We start from the raw sequence: 20,401 nt of genomic DNA, 5'->3' as shown, positions 1-20,401 counted from the left end.
CGGGGCACACATAAGTATGTCACCCTGAGCTTGTCGAAGGGTCTCTCGTCAAGCAATGCTATCTAATAAATACTGTACCAATAATCTAACACCAATTCCTGATGCGCCAACTGGAGTATAAGCCTTTTCCTTATCACACCATGCCACACCCGCAATATCAAGGTGTACCCATGGATAATCTTCAACAAACTTGCTTAATAAGGCGGCGGCTGTCATAACCCCGCCCTCTCTTCCGCCCGTGTTTTTCATATCTGCTATTGGACTTTTAATCTGCTCAAAATAATCATCCCAGAGCGGCATCTCCCACACCCGCTCCCATGTGGCATCGCCTGCCTTAATGATGCTATCTTTCAACTCCTTATTATTGCCCAACATTCCTGCGGCATGATTTCCAAGTGCTATAACACATGCCCCTGTTAGAGTTGCTATGTCTATTATACATTCCGGTTTATATCTTGTTGCATAATAGAGGGCATCGGCAAGGACAAGCCTGCCCTCGGCATCAGTACTGATTACCTCAATCGTCAATCCATTCATTGTGCGTAGGACATCTCCGGGCCTGCTTGCAGTCCCGCTCGGCATATTTTCCGTAGCAGGTAGAAGCCCAACGAGGTTCACCGGAAGTTTTAACATCGCTGTTGCCTTCATCACACCTAATGTTATGGCCCCTCCTGCCATATCATATTTCATCTTACCCATACCTTCACTCGGTTTTATGGAAATACCACCGCTGTCAAATGTGATGGATTTTCCAACAAGCACAACCGGCTTCTCACCCTTCTTTCCACCGTTATATTCCATAATTATAAACCTTGGCGGCTCCTGACTCCCCTTTGCAACACCAAGAAAGGCACCCATCCCAAGCTTCTCAATCTGCGGCTTTGAAAGGACCTTACATTTAATCTTATATGCCTTTGCAATCTTCTCCGCAGTTTCTGCAAGGATTGTTGGTGTCATGTCATTGGCCGGATGGTTAATGAGGTCTCTTGAAAAATTAACAGCCTCCGAGATTACCCTTCCCTGGGTTGTCCCTTTCTCTGCTTCTTTCAGGGTATCAGATTCCTCTACTATCCTCAGTTCTTCAATATTTTTGATATTAGAATTATCCTTTGCCTTGTACTTTAAAAACCGGTATAGGGCAAGAAAAGCGCTCTCTGTTACAGCGCATGAAATATCTTTTATGGATATATTTTCCAGTTTGTAACTAAATGCCCCTGTTGTGGTAGCAAGGGTCTTAAACCCTTTATCCCGTGCACGTACGGCAACCCTGCCCATTGCCTGGCGAACCTGTTCAAGTCCGGTCTTTTCAGCCTTTCCAAGACCGCATAGAAAAATAAACGGCGCAGCTATTACACCGCCGGTATTGATTAGTTCAATCTGTTCAGGTTTGCCGGTAAATCCTTTTCGTTCCAGTACACTATCTATGGCGCCGCCGGTTAACTGATTTATCTCTCTTGCAACAGGACTCAGGTCAGAACCATCTTCGTGTATCCCCACTACTATCGCATCAACCTCTTCCCTTAAAACATTCCCTCTTTTTACAGTAAGCCTAGTATCCGTCGTATCCATCCGTGTCTCCCCATGTCTTATGTTTTTATTTCACATCTTTTCTTGTAATAAAGGTTGTAAACCCTTCATCAGTCAAGGCTTCGGCGATTTCTTCAGCATCCCTCAGCTCTTTTGTAACCCCTACCCTTACACGGTAAAACCGCTTATCATTCGTCTCATATTGTACTATATATACATCAGGATATTTCCTTGATAATCTGCTCATTAATCGCTGGGCATTTTCCTCCATAACAAAGGCACCTACCTGAACTGTAAAGTCAGTCAGCACCTCTCCCCATTTTAGAACTTCAACCTCTACTGTACCTGTACCATTTCTCACCATATCAAGTGAATTAGCTGCTGAATATGACAAGTCTATAATCCTCCCAGCTACAAAAGGGCCGCGGTCATTTATCTTAACCACTACAGACCGGCCGTTTCCCATATTAGTAACCTTTGCAATGGTGCCAAGAGGCATCAGCTTGTGTGCAGCCGTGAGGTCATACATATTGTATATCTCACCGCTTGATGTAGGCTTGCCGTGGAAATCCGGTCCATACCACGAGGCAATACCCTTTTCCACATAGCCTGCTGCATACGGCGGCCTGTATACCGGAAATGTACATGCAGCAATTATTAACGTAATAAAAATTATATAATGTGGTGATAGATTAAATGACCTCTTCATCTTCTTTCTCTGCCAAGGTAACAACCCCGACTACCCTATCGTCTTCCTCTATATCAATAAGCCTTACACCCTGGGTATTCCGGCCTATTATGGAAATATCCCTTGTCTTCATCCTGATTATCTTTCCCGCTGTTGTAAGGATCATTATCTCATCTTCATCCGACACCTGAATGGAAGAGACCGCCTTGCCGTTCCTCTGAGAACACTTTATGGTTAGTATGCCCTTTCCGCCCCGTCCCTGCATCCTGTATTCGGAAAGGTCAGTACGTTTTCCATATCCATGTTCTGTTACAGTAAGTATTGTTGCATTATCATGTCCCACGACCTCCATACCCACTACAAAATCATCATCATCAAGCTCTATACCTTTTACACCCCTTCCGACTCTCCCTATTGTCCTGATCTCGTTTTCATTAAAACGTATAGACATGCCGTTATTTGTACTAAGTAAAATCTCCTGACTGCCGGTAGTCAATCTTACTGTTGTCAGCTTATCGTTCTCATCAAGAAGGATTCCAATGATCCCGCCTGTCCTGATATTGCTGTATGCCTCTAATACGGTCTTTTTAATTACACCCTTTATTGTAGACATTATAATATATTTATCACTACTGAATTCTGATACTGACAGAACAGCCGTTACCTTTTCATCCGTGTTTAACTGGAGGAGGTTTACAATTGCCTTGCCCTTTGCAAGCCTTCCGGCCTCCGGTATCTGATATACCTTCATGCTGTATACTTTGCCGCTGTCTGTAAAGAACAGCAGATGGTTATGAGTGGAGGCTACAAATAGGTGTTCAACAAAATCCTCTTCCTTTGTTTCCATCCCAATCTTGCCTTTGCCGCCCCTCTTCTGGCTCCTGTAAATTGTCACAGGATTTCTCTTTATATAACCGGTATGGGAAATTGTTATAACCATCTCCTCTTCGACGATAAGGTCCTCGATAGATATTTCCTGTGTTTCAGGTATTATCTCCGTACGCCTCGGATCTGCATAAGCATCTTTTATCTGTATTAATTCATCCTTGATTATCTGCATAACAAGCGCTTCACTTTCAAGCACGGAGTGAAGATAGGCAATCTTTTCTATCAACTCCCTGTATTCTTCCTCAAGTTTTTCTCTCTCAAGACCCGTGAGTCTCTGGAGCCTCATCTCAAGGATGGCCTGTGCCTGAATCTCTGTTAAGGTAAATCTGGCCATCATCGCTGTTCTTGCTTCATCAGGTGTCCTTGACGACTTAATCAGGGCAATCAGTTCGTCTAAGTTAGAGAGTGCTATCTTTAAGCCTTCTAATATGTGTGCCCTCTCTTCTGCCTTTCTGAGTTCAAACTGACTCCTCCGGATAACTATCTCCCGGCGGTGTTCAATAAAGTAGTGAAGTACCTGTTTTAGGGTTAGTACCCTCGGCTGATTATGTACAAGGGCAAGCATTATAATGCCGAAACTACTCTGCATCTGTGTATGTTTATACAGATGGTTAAGGATTATGGCAGGCTGTTCTCCCCTCTTTACTTCAAGAACTATTCGCATACCTTCACGGTCCGACTCATCCCTGACCTCAGAGATACCCTCAATCTTCTTGTCCCTCATAAGCCCGGCAATATCTTCAACCAGTTTTGCCTTATTGACCTGATAAGGGAGTTCCGTAACTATTATGCTCTCTCTCTCTGTCCTTTGGTGTGTTTCAACCAATGCCTTTGCCCTCATCTGGACAATGCCGCGTCCAGTCCTGTATGCATCCTGAATTCCCTTCAATCCATGTATAAATCCGGCAGTTGGAAAATCCGGTCCCTTTATTACACACAAAAGCTCTTCTACGGTTGTATCAGGATTATTAATACATAAGATAAGCCCGTCTACTATCTCACCAAGATTATGAGGAGGGATATTGGTTGCCATACCTACGGCGATACCAGATGACCCGTTTATTAACAGGTTAGGTATCTTTGTCGGCAGTACTGTGGGTTCTATCATAGAGCCGTCATAGTTAGGGGAAAAGGTCACAGTCTCTTTATCCAGGTCTACCAGCATTTCCCCTGTAATTCTCTCCATCCTGATTTCCGTATACCTCATGGCTGCAGGAGGGTCCCCGTCAACAGAGCCGAAATTCCCCTGACCGTCAATGAGCATATACCTCATGGAAAAATCCTGGGCAAGCCTGACGATGGTATCGTAAACAGCCACATCTCCATGAGGATGGTATTTACCGATAACATCACCGACGATCCTTGCTGACTTTTTATAGGGCCTGTTCCATGGCACCCCCATCTCATACATGGCATAAAGAATGCGTCTATGAACAGGCTTCAGCCCGTCCCGAATATCAGGAAGTGCACGACCTACAATAACGCTCATTGCATAATCAAGATAAGAAGAGCGCATCTCTTCTTCAATACTTACCGGTATCCTCTTTTCACCACCTATTGCCAAATGTAATCCTCCTTCATCCAAAAATAACCCCATCCCCACCCTAACCCTCCCCTTGAAGGGGAGGGAATAAACTAAGCACCCTCTCCCTCAGGGAGAGGGTCCGGGTGAGGGTGGGGTTTTCATTGCCTTTTGTGAAACCTCGTTTCATGATGGTTCATCAGAAATATACCATAGCTCACCCCCACCCTTACCATCCCCCCTCAAGGGGGAGGGAAACTAAGTGAAATCTCCCCTTATGATAGAGGATCCGTGTGATGGGGATTTTAAGTTCTTACATCTTGCTTCTTATTTCTTGCCTCTTGCCTCTAACTATTCACTGTTCACTAATCACTAATCACTGTCTTCTAAACATCCAGATTCTTTACTTCCTTTGCATGTTGTTCTATAAACCGCCGCCTTGGCTCTACCTGATCCCCCATTAAAATTGTAAACACCTCATCAGCAACTATGCTGTCATCGAGGGTTACCTGAAGGAGTGTCCTTGTCTCAGGATTCATTGTGGTCTCCCAGAGCTGTTCAGGGTTCATCTCTCCAAGGCCTTTGTATCTCTGTATATTCAGCCCCTTCTTGCTTACCTCCATCACAAAGTCAAGCAAAGCCGCAGATGTCTCTATCGTAGTCTCCTCATCTTTTACCCTTACCTTATACGGCGGCCCGCCGAGGCCTGTCTTTGTCGGAGAAAGGGCCTTAAGCTCTCTAAATTCAGGGCTTGAGATAAACTCTTCATCAATCGCCGTCTTCTGATGTATACCGGCCTTCTTTATCTCTACTTCAAATTTATATGAAACATGCTCCTCATCGCTTGTCACCACAATATCAATCGAATCCCCGGGGCGCCTGGACGTAAACCGTTCTTTAATCCGGCTGATTATATTGTCTACAGCATTCCTATCCTTCAGAGATTCCCTTTCAAAATCAGAATGGGCAAGTGTGCTTATTACATCAGGGTCTATCTGTTTCTTTGAAATCTGGTCCAGAAGTCCTTTATATGCTACAAGCCGTCCGAGCAGTTTTTCTAATTTTTCTCCTTTGAAATATGAACCCCTCTCTTTATCCCATAGCTCTATTTCATCTGATGCGATCTTTATCAGATACTTGTTCATAGCTGTTTCATCTTTTATATATCTCTCTGACTTCTGCCTTGAGACCTTATATAGAGGGGGCTGGGCAATGTAAATATATTTGTTCTCAACAAGCTGGGGCATCTGTCTGTAGAAAAAAGTGAGGATAAGTGTCCTGATATGTGCCCCATCCACATCTGCATCAGTCATAATGATTACCTTCCGGTATCTTGCCTTTAAAAGATCAAAATCATCAATCCCTATCCCTGTGCCGAGTGCAGTTATCAGAGTCCTTATCTCCTCGCTTGAGAGTATCTTATCAAAACGGGCCTTTTCAACATTCAATATCTTTCCCCGGAGAGGCAGTATGGCCTGAAATTTCCTGTCCCTGCCCTGTTTGGCAGAGCCGCCGGCAGAATCTCCTTCCACAAGGAATATCTCACAGAGTGCAGGATCTTTTTCCGAGCAGTCGGCAAGCTTTCCGGGAAGACTACCGCCATCCATTGCGTTTTTCCTGCGTATAAGCTCTTTTGCCTTTCGTGCAGCCTCTCTTGCCCTTGCAGCATTAAGGGCCTTCTCCACTATCTTTTTTACAATCGAAGGGTTTTCTTCAAAAAAGGTCCCAAGCCGTTCATTAACAATGGTTTCAACAAGACCCTTTATCTCACTGTTTCCAAGCTTTGTCTTTGTCTGGCCTTCAAACTGCGGGTTGGAAAGTTTGATGCTGATTACTGCGGTTAAGCCCTCTCTTATGTCATCCCCTGTAAGGGTTTCCCCTTTCAGAAGGTTATTACTCGTTGCATAGTTGTTGATAGTCCTGGTAAGAGCTGCCTTGAAACCTACAAGGTGTGAACCGCCCTCTTTTGTATTTATATTATTGGCAAAAGAGAACATGTTTTCAGCATAACTGTCGTTGTACTGGATGGCCACCTCAAGTACAGTATTCCCTTTTTCATCTGATATATACACAGGGTTGTGAACAGGGGTTTTATTTTCATTCAAATGTTCAACAAATGATACGATTCCGCCTTTGTATTTAAAAAGGCTTGATTTGGTGGTGCGTTCATCTGCAATGGATATCTCAAGCCCCTTGTTTAAAAAGGCAAGCTCACGTAAACGGTGGGCAAGTATGTCAAAACTAAATTCCGTCTCAGTAAATATCTCTGAATCCGGTTTAAAGGTAATCTTTGTACCTCGTTTTTTAGTTTTACCTACAATAGTCAATTCACTTACAGGGTTCCCCCTTTCATATCTCTGCTGATATACACTCCCATCCCTCTTTATTTCAAGCTCAAGCCACTCTGAAAGGGCATTTACAACCGAAACTCCCACACCATGAAGCCCTCCGGAAACCTTATAAGAATCATTGTCAAACTTACCGCCTGAATGGAGGACCGTAAGAACAACTTCTGCCGCAGGCTTGTTCTGGGTTGGGTGCATCTCTGTTGGAATACCCCTGCCGTTATCAACTATTGTAATGCTGTTATCAATATGAATCACAACCTCAATATTCTCGCAATATCCACCCATTGCCTCGTCTATACTGTTATCTACCACCTCATAGACTAAATGGTGAAATCCCTCGATACCGGTATTTCCTATGTACATAGAGGGTCTCTTCCTTACGGCCTCTAACCCTTCCAGTACCTTTATTTTAGACGCATCATATTGTTCCTGTTCTTCCATTTTCCCTCGCTTTTTTAGATTATTTTAACCACAGAGGCACAGAGTGAATCACAATTATTCATTTGAAAATCTCCGTAGCTCACCCTCCCCCTACCCCCCTCCCGTCAAGGGAGGGGGGCACCGGGTGAGGGGGTCTTATATTCATCATCCTTGTTACTTTTGTTGTTTGTTTTTACTCCGCCTCCTGAACCCTCATTGGCATTACTATACATAATGAATCAGGGTCGCTTTCCTGTTTGATTATACAGGGGCTTAGATTGGTCTGCATATTAAATGTGACGTCTTCGTCCTCCATTGAGTCAAGGGCCTCAATGAGATATTGATGGTTGAGGCCAAGTGTAATCCCGGGTCCTTTGTAATTTAAATCAACCTCTTCTGTGGCCTCTCCTATCTCCTGGTCCCTGGACCTGAGCACTGCCTTTCCCTCTGTAAATTCTATCAGTATTGCCTTGGTCTTTTCCCTGGACATTACAGAAACCCTTTTTACTGCATTTATGAAATCGAGCCTGTTTACCTGTACCTCATGCTCTCCCTTCTGTGGTATTACCTGTTTGTAATTAGGATAGGTTCCTTCTATTAGTCTTGATGTCAGATATACATCTCCCCCCTTAAAGAATAGAAGTTTATCTCCTATACCAATCTTGAATTCTCCTTCTGTATCCATGAATCGGCGTATCTCATTTAATGTCTTTTTGGGAATAACTATCTGTTGTCCTTCCTCTCTTTTTTCATAAGAGGCATTGCCGCCTTTAATAGTCCTGCCGCATACAGCAAGCCTATGACCATCCGTTCCAATCATTTTTAAGTTTATTAACTTATCCTCCCCTTCTTCTATCTCAAGCAGCGCGCCGTTAAGTACCTGCCTTGCCTCTGCCTCAGGTATGGAAAAGAATATCTTTCTTATCATCTCTTTAAAAACACCGGTCTCTGTAGCTAACATACTTTCTTCAGTCATCTCAGGCAGAGAAGGGTAATCCTCTGTAATAAACCCGCTAATCTTAAAAATGCTTTTCCCTGCCCTGATTATTACATGCTTCCTGTCTTCTACTTCAAAAGAAACATCACCTGACGGCAGCTCTCGTATAATCTCAAACATCTTCTTGCCTGCTACAACTATCCCGCCGCTATTAATTATCTTAGCCGGATATAATCCCTGTACCCCTATATCAAGGTCAGTGGCAGTTATTGAGATTTTTGATGTATCCCCGCTTCCTTCAATCTTTATATTTGCACTCATGGGTATAGAGCTTTTTCTCTCAACAATCCCCTGCACACGCTGTAGTGCATGGAAAAAAACATCCTTTGCAATCTGAAATTTAAGGTTTGAACCCTGTATGTGACTCTCCATCTCAGCTCCCCTCCTTTATCTTCTTAATAATCTCTTCAAGTAAAAAGTTTGTATTATTGTCCTTAATCTTTTGCTGTTCTATTATATTGCATGCATAAATTACTGTTGAATGGTCTTTTCCTCCGAATAGTCTTCCAATCTCCGGAAACGACATCTTGAGCAGTTCCCTGCACAGGTACATGGCTATCTGCCTCGGGACAACAAGTATCTTTGTCCTCTTCTTTGATTTAAGGTCTGAAAGCTTTACGTTAAAATGTGCTGTAATTGCCTTCTGAATCTTTTCCGGTGTTATCTTTTCTTCCTTTTCCCTGATTATGTCTTTGAAAACCCGTTTCGCCATTTCAGGTGTAAGCTCCTGCCCTGTAAGAGAGGAAAAAGCTCCTAATCTAATCAAAGCCCCTTCTAATTCCCGGACGTTTGTCTTGATATTTTCCGCAAGAAACAAGGCAATATCATCAGAGAAATGTATATTTGGAAATTCACCGACTGCCTTCTTTTTTATAATTGCGACCCTTGTTTCCAGGTCCGGAGGTTGTATGTCTGCCAGTAGTCCCCACTCGAATCTTGAACGTAACCTCTCGTCAATGTTATGTATATCTTTTGGAAATTTATCGCTTGTAATTACTATCTGTTTGTGTGCTTCATAAAGGGTATTGAACGTATGAAAAAACTCTTCAACAGTCCTTTCCTTTCCTGCTATAAACTGTATATCATCCATTAACAATATGTCTGTGTTATTCCTGTATTTACCCCTAAGTTCTACTGTCTTGTCGTTTAATATTGCCTGTATAACCTCATTCGTAAATTGTTCAGAAGAGACGTATAGTATTCTTAAAGATGGTTTTGTGTTTAGAATGTGATTTCCTATTGCATGTAACAGATGTGTTTTTCCAAGCCCAACCCCGCTGTAAATAAATAACGGGTTATATACCTTGCCTGGAGATTCTGCAACAGCCCTTGTTGCAGCGTGGGCAAACTGATTACTTGGTCCTACAACAAAAGATGAAAAGGTATATTTGGGATTTAATTTATCATCCCTTTTTTTCTTGAACGATGTAGACGGTGCTATGTTTTCAGCAAGCTCCTTTTTTAAGTCCTCGCATACAACAAATTCTATGATTAAATTATCAATGCCTGTAACCTTTTTTAAGGTAGTTTCTATAACTTCTATAAAATGATCCTTTAGCCACTTACCGAGAAAAGCACTTGGAACACCTATTTCTACTATATTTTCGTGAAAAGAATGGAGTTTGGTTGACCTGAACCAGTTTTCATAACTCTGTCTTGTAAGGGTATTCTCTATCTCTTTAAGACTCAGTTCCCAGATATCCATTTAATATCCATTCATGTCAATTTATACTTAGTGTATTTGATTTTTAACTTAGTTATTCACAGGTTTTTAACAGGTGTTAATAACTGATTTAACCTTATTTTTCAAAAAGATACTTATTTTTATGCTGTCTTAAATTTTATGTCTCAGGATTAAAAATGAGGATTACATACTATAACAGACTCAAAATTTAAAGGCAATACCTATTCCGGATAAACCGGTCACTTTATACACAGTTTTATCTCAATTAAATTTTTTTGTTTTACAATTAGTTATATAGTTTTTCCACATAATACCGGCTATTACTAAGACTACTATGTTTTTAATATAAAAAGAAATGTAAAAGAATAATACTTGATCTTATCTTCTTACATAATCTCTATATATGAAGATGTTTTAATATTTAATAGCCATTCTTTGTATGTTTTTTCTGTTTTTTCCTGTATAAGCATATTGTTTACATCTTCCCTTATATCATTCAATGACCTATAATCTATAGTTTTTCTGTCCAATACCTTTAAAATATAAAAGCCTGATCCGGTTGTAATAACATCACTTACTTCATCTTTATTCATATCAAACGCCGCTTTATCTAATTCTTTCAAAAGATGGCCCTTTTTAACGTACCCGGAATTTTCATTTACATTAACCTCTGGAATCCCTTTAAATGACCTTATAATTTCACTGAAGGACTTATTATTATTCTTAGAATCCTTCAGCATATCTTTGATCCTTTTTTCTAATGTTTGAACTGCCTCTGGGGAATCTGATGATTTGAAAGGTATTTGAATATAAGCAATTTTTATCTCTTCCGGGAGTAAAAATTTCGTCTTATTAGCAATATAATAATCTTCAATTTCTTTGTTGTTTATAGTTATTTTTGATTTTACCTCTTTATTAACAAGTTTCAGAATGATCAGTTGGTCTCTCAGGTCCTTCTTATATTTCTCAATAGAGGATCCGTCTCTTAATAAAGCATCTTCAAATTCCTTATCGTTCCTGAATGAATTAACCCTTTTTATGTCCTCAATAGCGGATAATATTTCAGACTCAGATGCTATTAAACCTTTTTTCTGTGCTGTTTGTAGCTGAAGTTTTTTTTCTATTAAAGATGAAACAGACTTATCAGGAAATAAATTTGAGCCTTCAAGTTCGCTTTCAGTTATTATCTCATTATTTACAATTGCAATAATTTTATCTTCAAAAGATTTTGCAAGACCTTCGGAGAAGGTAAAAAGAAGGATAGCTGTTGAAGCTATTAAAAATAAATTATATAAGTTTACATGTTTCAAGCAAAAATCTCCATAGCTCACCCTCCCCCTAACCCCCTCCCGTCAAGGGAGGGGGGCCTTATATTCTCATCCATTATTATTTTATTTCCGGATGACCCTGCGGCATCTCTGGAGAACCCTGTTTTAATAATTCTTCGTTTATTGTAATCTTTGCCTTTGATTTTAATCCTGCAACCATAGAATCAAAGGAATCTTTTCTTCTTTTGTTTATTAGTTTGTTTTCCAAATCTTTTTTAACCTCATCAAAGCCCCTTGCCTTACCCTCTTTTTTATCTATCAGCTTTATAATGTGGAAACCATATCTGGTTTGAACAAGGTCACTCACCTCACCCTTTTTTAACTTAAATGCTGCATCTTCAAACTCAGGTACCATCATCCCCTTGGAAAAGAATCCTAAATCTCCACCCTTTACCTTACTTCCATGATCAATGGAGTATGCCTTTGCCATATCCTCAAACTTGGCGCCGGATTTAATTTTATTTTTTATCATATCTGCCTCTTCACGGCTTTTTACTAATATATGAGCTACCCTGACATCAACAGGATTTTTTGCCTCTTCAGGATTTTCATTATAATATTTTTTCAGGTCTTCTTCACTGACCTTTGCCTTTTCATCTATCTCTTTTTTGAAAAATCTTTCAACAACAACCCTCTTCTTCATCTCTTCAATAAATTTTGCAGTCTCCTTATCTTTATCTATGCCGCTCTTTAATGCCTCCTGATAAAGTAACTCCCTGACTATTAGGTTATCAAGAAAACCTTTTTTAGTCTGAAGGTCAACGTCCCCTCCATGTGCCAATTGCGGAACTTCTTTAAGCCTCTCATTAAAATCAGATAGAGTTATCTTTTCATTATTAATCTTGGCTACAACAGTATCACTGCCTCCGCCCCCACTTTTCGATGTTTTTTCTCCCTTTTCACAAGCAGTGGAAATGAAAAGCAGACTACATGCAACTACATATACAAAAATCTTTTTTCTCATCATAGCTCCTTTGGAAATTGTTAAATTGTACTTTTGAATCAGATAATTTAAACATAACGTCCCACAACTTTCAAGCAGTTTATTATATCAGCAAAAATTTCATTGATTCCTTTTTCAGTCTCCTTATCTTTTTTATTTTTTAATAATAGAAATGTAAAATCTGAGATAAACCGTACCCTTCCCGGAAAAGTCTGTAAGAGTGATTTAGTTATTTCTGCATTAATATTTGAGTTCTTGTAAACCGTAAAAAATATACCATCTTCTCCCTTTTCAATCTTTTCAACTTTTGAGGCAACAGCGATTATTTTTACATCCATGACCCGGAAAAGATTTTCTACCTGAGGAGGTAATACCCCATATCTGTCAACCATTTCATCTTTTAATGATTTAAGTGCATCTTCTTCTTTTACAGATGCAAGCCTCTTATAAAAGGAGAGTCTTTGTGAAGAGCTTTCTATATAATTTTCCGGGATAAATGCAGATATCTGAAGATTCAGCACAGGATTAATATCTTCCGACACTTGTTCTCCCCGCATCTTTTTTACAGCATCTTCAAGCATCTGGCTGTATAATTCAAAACCCACAGATGATATGTGTCCTGACTGGCTTTTCCCAAGGAGATTACCGGACCCGCGAATTTCAAGGTCTTTGATGGCAAGTTTGAAACCCGCGCCAAGCTCTGTTAACTCCTGTATAGCCTTTATCCTCTTCCTTGCATCTCCTGTAAGGGAATCCTCTCCCGGTACCAAAAGATAAGCATAAGCCTGATGACCGGACCTTCCAACTCGTCCCCTGAGCTGATACAATTCTGAAAGACCGAACAGGTCAGCCCTGTTAATTATGATAGTATTGGCTGAGGGTATATCAAGCCCTGATTCAATTATGGCTGTACAGACCATAAGATTATATTCACCATTAATAAATTTAATCATGACATCTTCAAGTACGCTTTCCTTCATCTGACCGTGTGCAACACCAAGTTTTGCCTCCGGTATAAGGTCCTGTAAGAATGCGGCGATGCCGTTAATGCTTTCAACTCTATTATGAACAAAGAAGACCCTGCCGCCGCGTGAAAATTCCCGCAAGATAGCAGAGTGGATTATCCTTTTGTCAAAAGGGGCAACCACAGTTCGTATTGCAAGGCGGTCTTCGGGCGGTGTCTCAATAATGCTGAGGTCCCTTATACCAAACAGAGACATCTGAAGAGTTCTTGGTATTGGGGTTGCAGAAAGTGTTAGGACATCTATAGTCTTACGCAATTGTTTTAGTTTTTCTTTTTGTGCCACACCGAAGCGCTGTTCCTCATCCACTACAACAAGACCAAGGTTTTGGAAACATACGTCCTTCTGGAGAAGCCGCTGGGTTCCTATAATAATATCAACCGTCCCATCAGCAATACCTTTTATTATTTCTTTCTGTTCCTGAGCAGTACGGAAACGGGAAAGCATTTCTACTTTAAGCGGAAAAGCAGCGAACCTTTGTGAAAAGGTTTGAAAGTGCTGCTGGGCCAGAAGGGTCGTAGGAACAAGTATAGCCGCCTGTTTGTTATCAATTACAGCCTTACAAGCGGCCCTGAGGGCAACCTCTGTCTTTCCATATCCAACATCTCCACACACCAGGCGGTCCATTGGTTTGTGAGACTCCATATCCTTTTTAACGTCTTCAATAGCAGATAACTGGTCAGGGGTCTCCTCATATTCAAAAGATGTCTCAAACTCCTTTAGCATGTAGTTATCATTTGAATACGCAAACCCCTCCATCAGTTCCCTTGCAGCATATAGCTCAACAAGTTCAGAGGCAATCTCGTCTACGGCCTTCTGAACACGCTTTCTGGTATTCTCCCACCTTGTACTCTGTAGTTTATCTATATGCGGTACATGCCCTTCTGACCCTACGTATTTCTGAACAAGCTCCAGTTTATCAACAGGTACATATACATAATCACCACCGGCAAATAATATTGATAAGAAGTCCCCCTCACCCCCGCTCAGGGCCTTTCGCTTTAAACCATCGTATTGCCCGACACCGTGGTACACATGTACTACGTAATCCCCGGGCTTTATGTCCTGAAATGATGAGATAAATGAGCGGGCATTAGGTTTTGCAGTAGGTCTCCTCTTAACCCTTTTTCCAAGTATCTCTTCCTCTGTAACCAGTATTATTGGACCTTCAGGATATACGAAACCGGAAGAGATGTTTCCATAAGTAGCTATGATTGGAATTATCCCATCTTTGTTGAATATTAGTGAGGCCAATCCTTCCGGCGGCTTTACAGTTGCAGGAATGTCATGCTCTTCCATCACATCACGCAGGCGTTGGGCCTGCCCTTCTGTTGGAGAGATAAGGATGACAGAGAAGTCTTTTCTAAGGCTCTCTAATTTTTTCAGGGCTGCCTTAAGTGGAGACTGGTCGCGTCTGGTTTCTAAGAATAAATCTGATGATGTACTTACAGATATGTTCAGAGTATTTTCAATTTTTAACGGTTCTATGATGATGCCGGTGTTTAATCTCTTGATATAATCTGAGACTTCTTCTGAAGATAAGTATAGCTGATATGGTTCCATAATACCGGACCTATTTTCTGATAAATCTCCGTAGGTATCCCAAATCTGTTTCCAATATTCATCTGCAATACTTTTTATCTCATTTATTTCATCTAAAACCACAATCTTCTTTTCCGGCAGGTAATCCATTAAAGAGCTTTGGGATGATGACAATTCTTTTGCCGGCATGATTGAAGAGTTATCTATAAGTGTAATCGTCCTCTGTGTATCCGGGTCAAAGGTACGTATTGATTCAATCGTATCACCATATAATTCAATACGAACAGGGGATGCCTCTCCATGTGAAAATACATCAATAATCCCGCCCCTGACACTAAAGAAGCCGCGTCCTGTAACAATCTCAGAAGGCTCAAACCCGAACCTGACCAGATGTTCAATAAAAGAATCCCGCTCAATCTGCATCCCTGTCCGTATACCAATCACTGAATCAATCAGGGATTCCGGAGAGGCAGTCCGCAGCATCAGTGATTGTACCGGAATTATATATATGCCGTTAACACCATTTAATAACGCATTATATGCAGACATCCTGCTGTTAATAATATCCGGATGGGGAGGAATATTGTCATAAGGAAGCAGCTCCCAGAAAGGGATTAAGAAGACAGGAATGTTGTCAGAGGGTGCTGCACTTATTCCCCTTACTTTGACGGGAGGGGGCGAGGGGGAGAGTGAGCGAATGTCATTATCTGAAGAAAATAACCAGGAAGAATAAAACCTGATGTCAGTTAATAATTGTTCAGCCTTCTCCGGCGTTGATGTTATAACAACGACTGACCTCTTGAACTCTTTAAACAACAGCGATAAAAAAAGGTCCCTCGAAGAACCCCAGAGGCCTGAGATTGTTTGAACTTTATTAGAAGAAATAACTTCTTTGATTACTTCAGAGAATGGAAACATTAAGATGAATCAGTTGTTATTGTTTTATTTGGAATATAGAAAAATTGAGTTTCATTTTACTCTCAGGAGTCTAAGGCGTCAAGAGGAGGAGATTCACATTTGATCATCCCATGTTTTCGTGACCAATATTGACATCAGACATCAGTTTGAACTTCTTCAGCTTTTGTCGGTTAATGCCGGGACGGTGGAGGTAAGGACAACCCTGTTCTTACCCAGACTTTTTGCCATGTACATGGCCTGGTCGGATAATTTCAGGAGTTCGATCTCGTCTTTTGCGTGTTCAGGATAACCTGCAATACCAAAGCTCGCTGTAATTCTCAGGCACAACCCATCGTCAGTGAGGAACGTATGATTATTAATATCTTCCTGGATACGTTTTGCAATACTTAAGGCTACATCAACCGGAGTATGAGGTAATACTATAACGAACTCATCACCGCCGTAACGGGATATAATATCCACATCTCTTAATGCATTTAATAACAGCCCCGCTACCTCAACTAGTGTTTTACTGCCGGCGAGATGCCCGTGTCTGTCATTGACAAGCTTGAATGAGTCCAGATCAAGAAAAATCACAGAAAACCTTGAATTATATCTCCTGCTCCTTTTTAACTCAGAATTAAGCGCCCTATACAGATACCTTAGATTAAAGAGTTTTGTGAGGTCATCTGTTACAGCAAGATTTGCCATCCTTTGATAAAGGTCGGATCGCTCAATTGCAATAGCAGCCTGGTCTATCAACTTCAGCATGAGTTCTTTGTCTTTTTTTGTAAATGGTGTTCGGTTCTTTTTATTGATTATCTCAAGGACGCCGATGGTCTTCTTTTTATTTATTATTGGAATGCACATTACATCTCTGGGGATAAAACCCTTATTATGTTCTTTGTAATAAATTGAAAAGCGTTTACTGTTGGGAACATTATGTACAATCAAAGGCTTTCCATTTTCAGCGACCCATCCTGCAATGCCTTTCCCGCTTGTTATGCGGCGGCTGCTCTGTCCCTCCATCTGTCGGCCCTTTGTTATTGCATAGTACAGGTCATTTCTTTCTACATCCGACAAAAGAAGAGACCATGACTCGGAAGATACCAGTTTATGTACATTTTCCATAATGATATCTAATACCTTATCAACTTCAAGTGTGGATGTCAGGGCTTTCCCAACGCTTATGAAAAAGGAGAGTTCTTTTTTCATCTGCTGCAGGACTGATTTAAGTTCTGTGTTTTCCTGTTTCAGATTCACTCAAAAATCCTCTCCGGCGGGGTAAGAAAACCCCGCCTATCCAATTTCACGAGGATAGGCGGGACATTACTGTCCAGCTGATTTTCATTGCCATTTGTGAACCCTCGGTTCATGAGGGTTCATCCGAAAATGACCCCAAGTAAGCAGTAAGCAGTTAGCAGATAAAGACTGCCTTTCCTGTTTACTGCTCACTGCTTACTGTTTACTATTTTCATTTCCCTTTGTGAGCGCCCCGCTCATGAAAGTTCATCCGACTATCCCGTAACTATTAAGCCCCGTGACATTTTTTATATTTTTTGCCGCTGCCGCATGTACAGGGGTCATTACGCCCGACCTTTTGGGCGTGTGCCTGAGAAGGTTTTGGACCGGAGGATTCCCCTCTGTTTAGGTGCATAGCCTGTGGTTTGGGCTTAGGCATCACAGGAGCAAGAACAGCACGGCGTACAGGTCTTGCAGCAGGATTCTGGGTAACCGGCTGTTCAGCAGGAATTGGAGTACTAACGGTATCTATTTGTTGTACAGGGTCACTCGCCGCGGACACTGCCATCTGGCCCGACTCATCAGGTAGTGTATCAGCAAGTTTATATAACGGCTGAGGTGATTCTTGATGTATAGGTTGAGGTGTTGTGGTTTCCGGTTGATGATGTGGTGCGTGTTGATGCTGGTGCTGATGTTGATGCCCATGTGCGTGTGCATGGGCTGCCGGTTCTTCCCGTACCAATTGTATCTTAAATAACCTCTCAAGGGTCTCTGATTTAACTCTTGCTATCATATCATTAAATAGATCAAATCCTTCCCTCTTGTATTCATTCAACGGGTCCTTCTGCCCGTAACCTCTTAATCCGATTCCCTCCTTCAGGTGATCCATACCGAGGAGGTGGTCCTTCCATTGTGCATCAACAACCTGGAGGAGGACTATCTTTTCAAGCTGTTTCATAACCTCAGGACCATATTCATTCTCTTTATTTTTGTACAACTGGTGAATCTTCTCTAATAATATCTCCCTTAATCCGTCCACCCCGCTATTTGAGGTATCTAACTCGTCATCTTTTATTTCAAGGGAGAACTGTCTGTGAAGTGATTCAAGCAGGCCCTTCATATCCCAATTCTCAGAATATGTATCTTTTCCGCAGTATACAGCAAGCATGTTGTCCAGAACGTCATCTACCATATCTGATACCATGTCAGCAAGACCTTCTCCCTGAAGAATCTGTCTCCTCTGGCCGTATATGACCTCTCTCTGCTGGTTCATAACATCATCATACTCAATGAGGTGCTTTCTTATATCAAAATTGTGTGCCTCAACCTTTTTCTGTGCACCTTCTATGGCCTTGCTGACCATCCTGTGTTCAATAGGTGTCCCTTCTTCCATGCCGAGTCTGTTCATCAATGAGGCTATTTTATCCGAACCGAAGATGCGCATTAAATCATCTTCAAGAGACAGATAAAAGCGTGAGGAACCGGGGTCACCCTGACGGCCTGACCTTCCGCGAAGCTGATTATCAATACGCCTTGACTCATGCCTTTCCGTTCCTAGGATGTGAAGGCCGCCGAGCTTTATAACGTCTGCCTTTTCCGTTTCACAAAGTGCCTTATATTTATTATGAATCTTAAATTTTTCTTCCTGGGGGATTTCCTGATGCTTAAGTATTTCATGTTTTGCAAGAAAGTCCGGGTTACCGCCCAACAATATATCTGTACCTCTTCCGGCCATGTTTGTGGCAATAGTTACAACGCCTTTTCTTCCGGCCTGTGCGACTATTTCTGCCTCAAGTTCATGAAATTTTGCATTAAGGACTGTATGTTTAATACCCTTTTTCTTTAACAGAGCTGAAAGCTTTTCTGATTTTTCTATAGAAACAGTTCCCACCAGGGCCGGCTGTCCCTTTTCATTCAGTTCTTTTATCTCTTCAACAATGGCATCAAACTTTTCCCGCTCGGATTTATATACCAGGTCCGAGTTATCAATACGGATCATGTTCCGGTTAGGCGGAATAACAACAACCTCGAGGTTATATATCATTTGAAACTCTTCAGCCTCTGTATCAGCAGTTCCGGTCATACCGGCCAGCTTATTGTAGAGCCTGAAATAGTTCTGGAATGTAATGGTTGCGAGGGTCTGGTTTTCCTTTGCTATAGTGACATTTTCCTTTGCCTCTAGCGCCTGATGGAGACCGTCACTGTATCTTCTCCCAGGCATGAGTCTGCCTGTAAATTCATCTACAATAAGTACCTCGCCGTCTTTTACCACATAATCCACATCACGCTTGAATATGACATGTGCCTTCAATGCCTGTGTGACGTGGTGTACCATGTCAATGTTTGATAAGTCGTATAGATTGCTGAGGCCGAGTAAATCTTCTACTTTTGCATTGCCCTCTTCAGTCAATGCCACTGTCCTCGTCTTTTCTTCTACTGTATAATCTGATGTTTCGTGGAGTTGGGGGATAATCCTGTTTATCTTATAATACTTGTCTGTTGATTCATCTGTTGACCCTGAAATTATTAGCGGGGTCCTTGCCTCATCAATTAATATGCTGTCTACCTCGTCAACTATTGCGTAATTCAGTTCCCGCTGGACAAACATAGCAGCATCAAACTTCATGTTATCACGCAGGTAATCAAACCCATATTCATTGTTTGTACCGTAAGTTACATCAGAACCATAAGCAATCTGGCGTTCATTATCAGGCATATCGTGCTGTATAATCCCGACCGTAAGGCCAAGGAATGTGTAAATCTCACCCATCCACTGACTGTCACGTTTTGCCAGGTAATCGTTTACAGTAATAACATGAACACCTTTTTTAGGGAGTGCATTAAGATACACAGGCAATGTAGCAACCAGTGTTTTACCTTCACCTGTCTTCATCTCTGCTATCTTGCCTTCATGAAGCACCATACCGCCGATAAGCTGTACGTCAAAATGCCTCATGCCGAGGACCCGTTTTGATGCCTCACGAACTACTGCAAATGCCTCAGGCAGGATGTCATCAAGTGTCTTTCCTGCGGCAAGGGCTGATCGGAACTCATCCGTCTTCTGTCTCAGGGAACTATCAGACAGGGCTGAGATTGAAGATTCAAGGGAGTTGATACGATCTACAGTTGACTGAAGGCGTTTTATTTCCCTATCGTTTCTTGAACCTATTATCTTTTTAAAAATGCTTCCAAACATAAATTTCCTCTATATAGTTCATCCGAAAATCAACCCCATCCCCACCCTAACCCTCCCCTTGAAGGGGAGGGGATAAAAACTAAGCACCCTCTCCCTCAGGGAGAGGGTCCGGGTGAGGGTGGGGTTGTTTCATCCTGAGCCTCATTTTCATGTACCT

The 20,401-nt window shown here is 41.6% G+C and carries 11 protein-coding genes; all 11 read right to left on the bottom strand.

What is annotated here, in order from left to right; translation table 11 throughout:
- Positions 1-48: 48 nt before the first annotated feature.
- A complete protein-coding gene (locus HZA08_13280) occupies positions 49-1,569 on the bottom strand; it encodes a leucyl aminopeptidase (GenBank protein MBI5194397.1) in 1,521 nt (506 codons plus the stop codon).
- 25 nt (positions 1,570-1,594) lie between these two features.
- On the bottom strand, positions 1,595-2,236 hold the full coding sequence (locus HZA08_13275; GenBank protein MBI5194396.1) for a septal ring lytic transglycosylase RlpA family protein: 642 nt from the start codon (positions 2,234-2,236) through the stop codon (positions 1,595-1,597).
- A complete protein-coding gene (gyrA, locus tag HZA08_13270) occupies positions 2,220-4,700 on the bottom strand; it encodes a DNA gyrase subunit A (protein MBI5194395.1) in 2,481 nt (826 codons plus the stop codon). The genes HZA08_13275 and gyrA overlap by 17 nt, the downstream gene beginning before the upstream one ends.
- A 311-nt stretch (positions 4,701-5,011) precedes the next feature.
- Positions 5,012-7,414 (bottom strand): DNA topoisomerase (ATP-hydrolyzing) subunit B, encoded by a 2,403-nt coding sequence (gyrB, locus tag HZA08_13265; GenBank protein MBI5194394.1) that lies wholly within the window; start codon positions 7,412-7,414, stop codon positions 5,012-5,014.
- 172 nt (positions 7,415-7,586) lie between these two features.
- Entirely contained in the window at positions 7,587-8,762 is a 1,176-nt protein-coding gene (dnaN, locus tag HZA08_13260; protein ID MBI5194393.1) for a DNA polymerase III subunit beta, read from the bottom strand.
- Between the two features lies 1 nt (position 8,763).
- Positions 8,764-10,095, bottom strand: coding sequence for a chromosomal replication initiator protein DnaA (gene dnaA / locus HZA08_13255; protein MBI5194392.1), 1,332 nt, complete (start codon positions 10,093-10,095; stop codon positions 8,764-8,766).
- A gap of 365 nt (positions 10,096-10,460) precedes the next feature.
- Positions 10,461-11,405 (bottom strand): peptidyl-prolyl cis-trans isomerase, encoded by a 945-nt coding sequence (locus HZA08_13250; GenBank protein ID MBI5194391.1) that lies wholly within the window; start codon positions 11,403-11,405, stop codon positions 10,461-10,463.
- Between the two features lie 55 nt (positions 11,406-11,460).
- Positions 11,461-12,369 (bottom strand): peptidylprolyl isomerase, encoded by a 909-nt coding sequence (locus HZA08_13245; GenBank protein MBI5194390.1) that lies wholly within the window; start codon positions 12,367-12,369, stop codon positions 11,461-11,463.
- Positions 12,370-12,413: 44 nt separating this feature from the next.
- The gene (gene mfd, locus HZA08_13240) at positions 12,414-15,827 is read right to left on the bottom strand and encodes a transcription-repair coupling factor (GenBank protein MBI5194389.1); all 3,414 of its coding nucleotides are present in this window, start codon (positions 15,825-15,827) and stop codon (positions 12,414-12,416) included.
- A 156-nt stretch (positions 15,828-15,983) separates the two neighbouring features.
- On the bottom strand, positions 15,984-17,069 hold the full coding sequence (locus HZA08_13235) for a sensor domain-containing diguanylate cyclase (GenBank protein MBI5194388.1): 1,086 nt from the start codon (positions 17,067-17,069) through the stop codon (positions 15,984-15,986).
- Positions 17,070-17,337: 268 nt separating this feature from the next.
- Positions 17,338-20,244 carry a preprotein translocase subunit SecA gene (secA, locus tag HZA08_13230; GenBank protein ID MBI5194387.1) on the bottom strand — a complete coding sequence of 969 codons (2,907 nt, stop codon included), beginning with the start codon at positions 20,242-20,244 and terminating at the stop codon, positions 17,338-17,340.
- Between the last annotated feature and the right edge of the window lie 157 nt (positions 20,245-20,401).

The sequence above is a fragment of the Nitrospirota bacterium genome (genome assembly GCA_016212215.1).
In the GTDB taxonomy this organism is placed as follows: Bacteria; Nitrospirota; 9FT-COMBO-42-15; order HDB-SIOI813; family HDB-SIOI813; genus JACRGV01.
The sequence above is the reverse complement of the archived record's forward strand: the minus strand, read 5'-3'. Positions and strand labels throughout refer to the sequence as shown.